Source organism: Vibrio jasicida CAIM 1864 = LMG 25398 (assembly GCF_000400365.1).
Classification (GTDB): Bacteria; Pseudomonadota; Gammaproteobacteria; order Enterobacterales; family Vibrionaceae; genus Vibrio; species Vibrio jasicida.
In genome coordinates, this window is sequence record NZ_BAOG01000090.1 from 110,212 (window position 1) to 118,375 (window position 8,164).

The 8,164-nt window shown below is 45.8% G+C and carries 6 protein-coding genes; 5 read left to right on the plus strand and 1 reads right to left on the minus strand.

All coding sequences use genetic code 11. The annotated features are described in order from the left end of the window. The first annotated feature begins 63 nt into the window (after positions 1-63). Together VJL_RS21465 and VJL_RS21470 are read left to right on the plus strand one after the other, a co-directional pair. Positions 64-1,452, plus strand: coding sequence for a DUF1800 domain-containing protein (locus VJL_RS21465; RefSeq protein ID WP_038881358.1), 1,389 nt, complete (start codon positions 64-66; stop codon positions 1,450-1,452). Positions 1,453-1,460: 8 nt separating this feature from the next. Continuing rightward, positions 1,461-2,630, plus strand: a complete 1,170-nt coding sequence (locus VJL_RS21470; RefSeq protein WP_038881360.1) for a DUF1501 domain-containing protein — start codon at positions 1,461-1,463, stop codon at positions 2,628-2,630. A gap of 78 nt (positions 2,631-2,708) precedes the next feature. Here VJL_RS21470 and trhO read toward each other — a convergent pair whose 3' ends face one another. After that, positions 2,709-3,689 carry an oxygen-dependent tRNA uridine(34) hydroxylase TrhO gene (gene trhO / locus VJL_RS21475; protein ID WP_038881362.1) on the minus strand — a complete coding sequence of 327 codons (981 nt, stop codon included), beginning with the start codon at positions 3,687-3,689 and terminating at the stop codon, positions 2,709-2,711. A 465-nt stretch (positions 3,690-4,154) separates the two neighbouring features. On the opposite strand from trhO, the gene VJL_RS21480 reads away from it, so the two are divergent. The 3 genes from VJL_RS21480 to VJL_RS21490 are packed head-to-tail and all read left to right on the plus strand — an operon-like array spanning position 4,155 to position 7,666. Then, on the plus strand, positions 4,155-6,413 hold the full coding sequence (locus tag VJL_RS21480) for a ribonucleoside-diphosphate reductase subunit alpha (protein WP_038881363.1): 2,259 nt from the start codon (positions 4,155-4,157) through the stop codon (positions 6,411-6,413). A gap of 52 nt (positions 6,414-6,465) precedes the next feature. Then, positions 6,466-7,398: a ribonucleotide-diphosphate reductase subunit beta gene (locus tag VJL_RS21485; RefSeq protein ID WP_005447479.1), complete on the plus strand. Its 933-nt coding sequence runs from the start codon at positions 6,466-6,468 to the stop codon at positions 7,396-7,398. A gap of 25 nt (positions 7,399-7,423) precedes the next feature. Continuing rightward, positions 7,424-7,666, plus strand: coding sequence for a glutaredoxin family protein (locus VJL_RS21490; RefSeq protein ID WP_172622598.1), 243 nt, complete (start codon positions 7,424-7,426; stop codon positions 7,664-7,666). Positions 7,667-8,164 lie beyond the last annotated feature (498 nt).

The window sequence follows — 8,164 nt, forward strand, 5'->3', positions numbered from 1 at the left end:
AAATTGAACTCGACACCATGTGATGCTTGCTAGACTGACACAAAGCATCACACGGAATCGGCTATGCAGTATTACCCAACTCAAGACATTATCTCTGAGCAGCGGTTCGGCTTTGGGCCCCTTTATCAACACAGCTCGCCAAGTTTAGAAAAGCAACTAAGCAGTAAGACTTATTGGCATGAGGCAGTAACCAATTTGCCGAGTACAAACGAAGTGCTGTTGGAACTGAGAAAGCTCAATGACACCAAACGAGAGCTCAAACAATCCCCAACCAAAAAGCGTGAAGTGCAAAAGCAAATCGGTGCGTTCTTTCGTGAGCAATATTTGCGACAAGTCGAGGCTCGCAACCAACAGACTTTGCACACTCCGTGTGGATTTCAGGAACGCTTGATTCAATTTTGGAGCAACCATTTTGCCATATCGGCAGACACACGAAAGGTGCGTCCGATTGTGGCTAGCGTTGAAAATGAAGTGATTCGAGAACACTGGAATGGCAACTTTGTTGAGATGCTCTTAGCGGTGAGTCAGCACCCAACCATGCTGATGTTTCTGGATAACAACTTGTCGGTAGGACCGAACTCCAAACAAGGACTGAAACAGGGTAAAGGGCTCAATGAAAACCTCGCGCGAGAAATCATGGAGCTGCATACGCTTGGTGTCGATAGCCAATATACACAACAAGACGTAATTGAGCTGGCAAAAGCCATTACTGGCTGGAGTGTTGGATTCAAAGCACCAAAAGTTGGTTTTCAGTTTAATGCAAGAAACCATGAGCCAGGCTCGATAACTTTGCTTGGCAAGCGCTATTCTCAACAAGGTATTGAACAAGGACGAGCGTGTTTGAGAGATCTTGCGCTTCATCCTGATACCGCAAAACATATTGCACGAAAGTTGGTGCAGCATTTCCTAGGAACCTCCGGTGAAGCCTTGGTTGAACCGCTCAGCCAAGCTTATTTGAAAGGCAAAGGGGATTTGCTTCCGGTTTATCGAGTGTTGATTCAAAACGCTTTGAGCCAATCGGCAGAGGTGGTGCGCTTTCGTACTTCTCAGGAGTGGTTATTTGCGGTTTTGCGCAGTGCTGATGTCCGTTTTCCTGAATCTAATGACATGCAAATGAGCAAGTCGGGGAATAAATTACTCGGTGCGCAAAGAAGCTTAGGGCAGCCTCCTTTTATGGCGGGTTCTCCTGCTGGTTGGCCAGACAAAGACGCGGATTACAACAGTCCATCGGCGCTAACTCAGCGGTGGCAGTTAGCGAATCGAATCGCTCGACTGGCGGTGAAAAGTGCCAAGTCCCAAGGTGTGAAACCACAAGCTTTTGTTGAGCAAATTAGCCAACAGCTTTACGGCAATGCGTTAGACGAACACACAAGGTTGGTGATGAACAAAGCCCCATCGGCAGAGATGAAGCTTTCTCTACTTTGGCTTAGTCCACAATTTCAGTATCGATGAGGTGAGTGATGACAATAGATAAACAAACGAACTTAACATCGACTCGTCGACAATTTTTAAAATCCGCTTTAGCCGTGGGCGCAACAAGCTTGTTGCCTAATGCAGTCTTTGCTCAATCAAGCTCTCCAAATATCTTTGTTTGGATTACGTTGCGGGGTGCGATGGATGGATTAAACGTTGTGGTTCCTTATGCTGATAAGCAGTATTTAGCTCTCCGTCCGACGATTGGTTTAGCAACAGAAAAACTGAATAAACTCGACGATTTTTATGGTTTGCATCCGGCGATGAAAACCAGCTTCGAGTGGTATCAAAATAAGCAGATGGCGATGATTCATGCTTGTGCCACCGCGTATCGTGAGCGCTCTCATTTTGATGGGCAAAAGGTGTTAGAAAACGGTACAGACAATCCGTTACATCGTGATGGATGGTTAAACCGATTGCTGCAACTGGATGCCAAGTCGAAAGGTTTGGCGATCGATTCAGGGTTACCTTTGATTGTTCAAGGAGAGAAGGCGGTCAGCAGTTGGTATCCAAACAATCTGCAAGCGCGAGACAGCCAAGTGGAGCTGCTAGAGGCTTTGTTTCAAAGTGATGAGAAGCTTGCGAGTAATTTTGAAGAAGCGCTGAAGATTGAAATGATGTCGAATCGTAATCGTCCCGGTAAGCAGTTTCCTGTCTTGGCGTCTCAAGCGGGAACTTTTCTCTCTGCTGAAGGTGGCCCTAACATCGCGGTATTGGAACTGGGCGGATGGGATACTCATGCAGGCCAAGGCGCAGAAACAGGAAGGCTCGCCAATCAATTGCGTAAATTGGATAACGGTCTTGCCAACCTAAAGAAAGCGTTAGGGGATAACTGGTCGAAAACCGTCGTGATGGCGGCAAGTGAATTTGGACGCACTGCAGCGGAAAACGGAACCAAAGGTACCGATCATGGAACAGCAAACGCCATGTTTATTGCTGGTGGAGCCATCGAAGGTGGCAAGGTATTGGGAGAATTTCCAGGGCTTGCCCAAACTGAGCTTTATCAAGGGAGAGACTTAGCCCCTGCTAATGATATGAGGGCGGTGATCAAAGCCGTTCTACAGCAACACATGAGCATAGAATCGAGTGCGCTAGAAAGCGTATTTCCTGACAGCGTCTCAGATAAAGCTTACGCAGGCCTTATCCGTTCATCTTAGTTTTTACCTTACAACGATAACAAAAACGCCCCGTCTCCAAGCCAGAAGCGGGGCGTTTATATTTAATGTGTTTGAATTTTACGCTTGCTTACGTTGCGCGTCTTTCTTCGCCAGTTTTTCTGCGCGTCGCTGCTCACGCTGTTTGGCACTTTCACCACCAACGTGTTGTTCGCCACGAACCGCTGCTAACGACACTTGCTTTTCACGCTCGCGGAAGCGTTCTACTTGCTCTTCACTGTGTTTACCAAAACATTTCGGGCAGCTTACGCCTTGCTCAAATTGCTCTGATTGTTTGTCTTCTTCCGTGATTGGCAGTCGGCAAGCATTACACAAGTCGTAATCTGCTTTTTCCAGCTGGTGGTTCACCGCAACGCGACCGTCGAATACGTAGCAGTCGCCTTCCCACAAGCTTTCTTCTTCTGGTACTTCTTCAAGGTATTTCAGAATACCGCCTTCTAGGTGGTAAACCTCATCAAAACCCTGCTCTTTCATGTAAGCAGTCGACTTTTCACAGCGAATACCACCAGTACAGAACATCGCGACTTTTTTGTGTTTCTCTGGATCCATGTTTTGTTTTACATAGTCAGGAAATTCGCGAAAAGTGTCAGTATTTGGATTAACAGCACCTTTAAATGTTCCGATCTCAATTTCATAGTCATTACGAGTATCAACCACAAATACTTCTGGATCAGTAATCAGATCGTTCCAATCTTGCGGCTTCACGTAAGTACCAACCACATGGCGAGGATCGATGCCTTCAACGCCCAATGTCACGATCTCTTTCTTTAGCTTTACTTTGGTGCGGTTAAACGGCTGAGTATCTGAGTACGACTCTTTGTAAACAATACCAGTAAGGCAAGGCTCGGCATTTAGCCATGCAAGCAGTGTATTAATACCTTCGCGTTTCGCTGCAACCGTACCGTTAATACCTTCACTCGCCAGTAGCAACGTTCCATGTACACCGTGGGCTTCCATTAGGGCAAGCAATGGCTCGCGTAACTCTTGGTAGTTTTCCAGTTCCACAAACTTATACAGGGCGCAGACAACATACTGACTCATGATTATTCCTTACTTTAAAAGGTCGATGGTTCGACGACTCGATACCTAACAATTTTAGCGGCTCGGAGTATACCTGAGTAATTTAGTCGGAAATACGGACAAACTATGCGGATATTTTCAGTCATATTGACAAGGCGATTTTTTCGACAAATCTTGGCGCGTAGCATTGGAAATTAATGGGTATGAAAATTTGAACTAGATCACATTTGTTGTTCTTTTCTAGAAATGAACTAAGTTAATGAAAATTAAATCTTTGTGGAAAACTTCATCACTTTATCAGGTTTGCGGTGCTTGTCTCTAATTGCAGTTCCTGTCGAGCTTGATGTCGGTGTCAATATGTTTCCTTACCCTCTCCATCTTCAGTTCTAACTTTTAAAAAACTCACTTGTAATGATAACTATTATCATCTAGATCTATTACGTACATATGGTGCTCAATATTAAAACTACACACAAGATATAGATTATGGACGTTATAAAACGAGATGGACGGAAAGAAAAAGCCAGTCTAGATAAGGTGACTCGAAGAGCCGAAGCGCTGGCTGATGGACTAAAAGTTGAACCTATTGCAGTTGCACAACGCGTGGTAAGCGGTTTGTACGACGGCATTAAGGTGACGGAAATCGATGTATTCCTCGCTGAAACGGCAGCAAGCCTTGCGACGGAACACCCTGATTATGCCAAGCTTGCGGCTCGCGTGATGGTGAGTTCTCTGCAAAAAGAAACCAGCGGATACGCAACTGCAACACGTGAGCTCTCTGAAATCGGTATTCTTTCCGATGCTTACGTCGACTTTGTTGCCAAGAATCAGTTTGCGCTCGAAGAGATGATTGACTACAAACGCGACTATCAGTTTGATTATTTCGGCTACAAAACTCTCGAGCGTTCCTACCTATTGAAAGTAAAAGGTGTGGTGGTTGAACGACCACAAGATATGTTCATGCGCGTGGCAGTCGCTGTCGCAGGTGACGATCTTGAAGAAATTCGAGAGCTATACGATTTGCTCAGCCTTGGTTACTACACTCATGCTACGCCAACGCTGTTTAATGCTGGCTGTAAGATGCAGCAACTATCTTCGTGTTTCCTATTGGCGATGCAAGAAGACTCCATCAACGGCATTTACGACACCCTCAAAGATTGTGCACTGATTTCTAAATCGGCGGGCGGCATTGGGCTACACATCCACAATATTCGTGCGACTGGGGCGCCAATTATTGGCACTAACGGTGTGTCGAATGGCATCGTGCCAATGCTCAAAGTCTTCAATGAAACGGCTCGCTATGTGGACCAAGGTGGCGGTAAGCGCAAGGGCTCGTTTGCGGTTTATCTGGAACCTTGGCATGCGGATATCGAATCCTTCCTCGATTTACGTAAAAACCACGGTAAAGAAGAGTTCCGCGCACGTGATTTGTTCCTCGCTCTATGGGTGCCAGACTTGTTCATGGAACGTGTCGAAAACGACGCAGAATGGACTCTGTTTAGCCCACACAATACCAAAGGTTTGTCTGATTTATACGGTGCTGAATTTACTCAGAAGTACCAAGAATACGAGCGTATGGGCTTGGGCGTAAAGACCATCAAAGCCCGCCAATTGATGACGCAAATCATTGAGTCGCAAGCCGAGACGGGAACACCGTACATGCTCTACAAAGATGCGTGTAATGAAAAGTCGAATCAGAAAAACCTCGGCACCATTAAGTCGAGTAACTTGTGCGCAGAGATCATGGAAGTCTCGACGCCAGATGAAACGGCGGCTTGTAATTTGGCGTCTATGGCACTGCCTAAGTTCGTTACAGACGCGGGGTTTGATTTCGACAAACTTCACCAAGTCACCAAAGTCGCGATTAAGAACCTCGACCGCGTTATCGATGTGAACTATCACCCAACCGATAAGATTGAAAAATCGAACCACGCGCATCGTCCTGTTGGTTTGGGTATCCAAGGTTTGGCGGATGTGTTCTTTAAAATGCACCTTCCATTCGATAGCGAAGAAGCATTACAGCTTAACCGTGACATCGCAGAAACCATGTATCACGCCTCCCTTGAAGCGTCTTGTGAAATCGCGGCGCAAAAAGGCGCGTATTCCAGTTATGACGGCTCACCAATCAGTCATGGTCAGTTCCAATTTGATCTGTGGGATGAACAACCAAGCAGCCGCTGGGATTGGTCACAGCTAAAGCGCCAAATCTCAGAGCATGGTGTGCGCAACTCGCTACTGATTGCTCAAATGCCAACGGCGTCGACAGCGCAAATTTTAGGTAACAACGAAGCGTTTGAAGCACAAACCAGCAATATCTATAAACGCCAAACATTGTCGGGTGAGTTCATCATCATCAACAAACACCTGGTCAGCGATCTGGAACCGCGCGGACTTTGGACGAGCAAAATCCGTGACGCCATTATTCTCAATAACGGTTCAGTACAAGGCATTGATGCCATTCCAGACGATCTTCAATCCGTGTATCGCACCGTGTGGGAAATCTCTCAGAAAGTGATCATTGATATGTCGGCAGCTCGTGCCCCATTTGTTTGTCAATCGCAGAGCCTCAACTTATGGCTCGCATCACCAACGTTCGCCCAAATCAATGCGATGCACTTCTACGCGTGGAAACGTGGTCTGAAAACCGGCATGTACTACTTGCGCTCTAAGCCATCAACGAATGCGGTGAAAGTCACCGTTGGTCAGCAAAGCGAAGATGAAGATTGCCTAAACTGCGGCGCATAAACCTATCTCGTCAATTAAAAAGATTCACATCAACCGAAAGTAAGGAAACGGTATGATTGTTAAAAACAAATTTAGCTTATTCCCCATTCAATACGAAGAGATTTGGCAAGCGTACAAAACTCACGAAGCGGCTTTCTGGACCACAGAAGAACTCGATTTTGCTCAAGATCTTGCTGATCTTGCCAAGCTGACCGAAGGCGAAAAGCACTTCATTCGACATGTGTTGGCGTTCTTTGCTCAGAGCGAAGGGATGATTAACGAGAACTTATTGACTCGATTTTATGGCGAAATTGAAATCGCAGAAGCGCGCTGCTTCCTTGCTTTGCAGGCATTTAATGAGGTCATTCACGCAGAGACTTACGCACTGCAACTCGAAACTTACATTCCCGATGTTGAAGAGCGTGAGCGCTTGTTCAATGCGATTGAAAACGTCCCGACTGTAAAGCGTAAGGCGGAGTGGGTAATGAAGTGGATCTCTTCCGATAAACCATTGGCCATGCGTTTGATCGCCTTTGGTCTTGTGGAAGGCTTGTTCTTCGCTGGCAGCTTCTGTGCCATTTACTACTTCCGTAAACGTGGTTTGCTGGCAGGTTTGGCGGCAAGCAATGACTTAATCGCTCGTGATGAAGGGTTGCACTTTAGCTTTTCTGCGCTGCTATTCAAAACCTTGGGGCAGGGCAAAGTGACACAACAAGAGTTTGAAGAGATTTGCCGTGAAGCGGTTTCAATTGAGAAGGAGTTTGTAACGGAAGCCTTACCAGTGGACTTGATTGGTATGAATGCTGAACTGATGTGCCAATACATTGAGCACACTGCTGATGTTATCGCTGGTTTGTTTGGTTTCAACCCGATCTTCGGTGCGGAAAACCCATTTGATTACATGCGCTTATTGGATATGGAAGGAAAGACCAATTTCTTCGAAAAACGTGTTACTGAGTACAAAAGACCTCAAGATCGCCAGTTGAGTTTTGATGCAGATTTCTAACGGCAAGGGATAGCAGAGAAGAGTGATGAAAATAGAAATGTACAGTAAGGAGCAGTGCTCCCAATGTGAGACCGCTGCGATGTGGTTGCAAAATCAGGGCTTTAACGTGGCAACGCTCAAGTTGGATGTGGAGTTTGACCGAGAAACCTTGTTCGAGTTATTCCCAACCGCAAGAAGCTACCCACAGTTTATGCTTGATGGCGAACCCATTGGCGATTTCAGTCGCTTAAAATCCGCACTCGCTTTTGAGCAAAGTGCCGCTTTCTAAATTATGTATACCCAAGTAACCTCGAGATGCTAGGTTCAGCGAGACTGACTTGGTTTGTAGACGTGGCGGCGATTTAAAGGTTTAGTGGGTCTAAATCAAGAATCGGCAACAAAGTATACAAGCCAAGACCCTTACTATTTGTAAAGAATGCCCTTTGGGAGCGTGTCATTGACCCGCTTTTTTAATTAAACCAATGGCTGCGTCAAACAACTTGGAAATAGCTGGCTATTACACTGCGTTGTTTTCCTTGCTCTCGAATCAATGACAACGCTCTGAATCCTGCATCTTGAAGTCACTTGGGTATAACCCCTTTTATTGAGAAAAGGGGATTTTTATTTCCACTTAAATTTTGTGGATGTTCAAATTATCAGTAAAAACTCGTAAAACTGTTGAAAACGTACTCGACATAAATGGTCGAAATTTGTACTGTTGACTCGCTTCACATTCCTAAAACTTCTTATCCGATAATCAGTTGAAGCAAAGATCTGTGTTTGATAC

What these genes read in the sequence shown, in the direction of transcription:
- VJL_RS21465 (WP_038881358.1), top strand. Translation starts at nt 64, where the DNA reads ATGCAGTATTACCCAACTCAAGACATTATCTCTGAGCAGCGGTTCGGC.
- VJL_RS21470 (WP_038881360.1), top strand. Translation starts at nt 1,461, where the DNA reads ATGACAATAGATAAACAAACGAACTTAACATCGACTCGTCGACAATTT.
- trhO (WP_038881362.1), bottom strand. Translation starts at nt 3,689, where the DNA reads ATGAGTCAGTATGTTGTCTGCGCCCTGTATAAGTTTGTGGAACTGGAA.
- VJL_RS21480 (WP_038881363.1), top strand. Translation starts at nt 4,155, where the DNA reads ATGGACGTTATAAAACGAGATGGACGGAAAGAAAAAGCCAGTCTAGAT.
- VJL_RS21485 (WP_005447479.1), top strand. Translation starts at nt 6,466, where the DNA reads ATGATTGTTAAAAACAAATTTAGCTTATTCCCCATTCAATACGAAGAG.
- VJL_RS21490 (WP_172622598.1), top strand. Translation starts at nt 7,424, where the DNA reads ATGAAAATAGAAATGTACAGTAAGGAGCAGTGCTCCCAATGTGAGACC.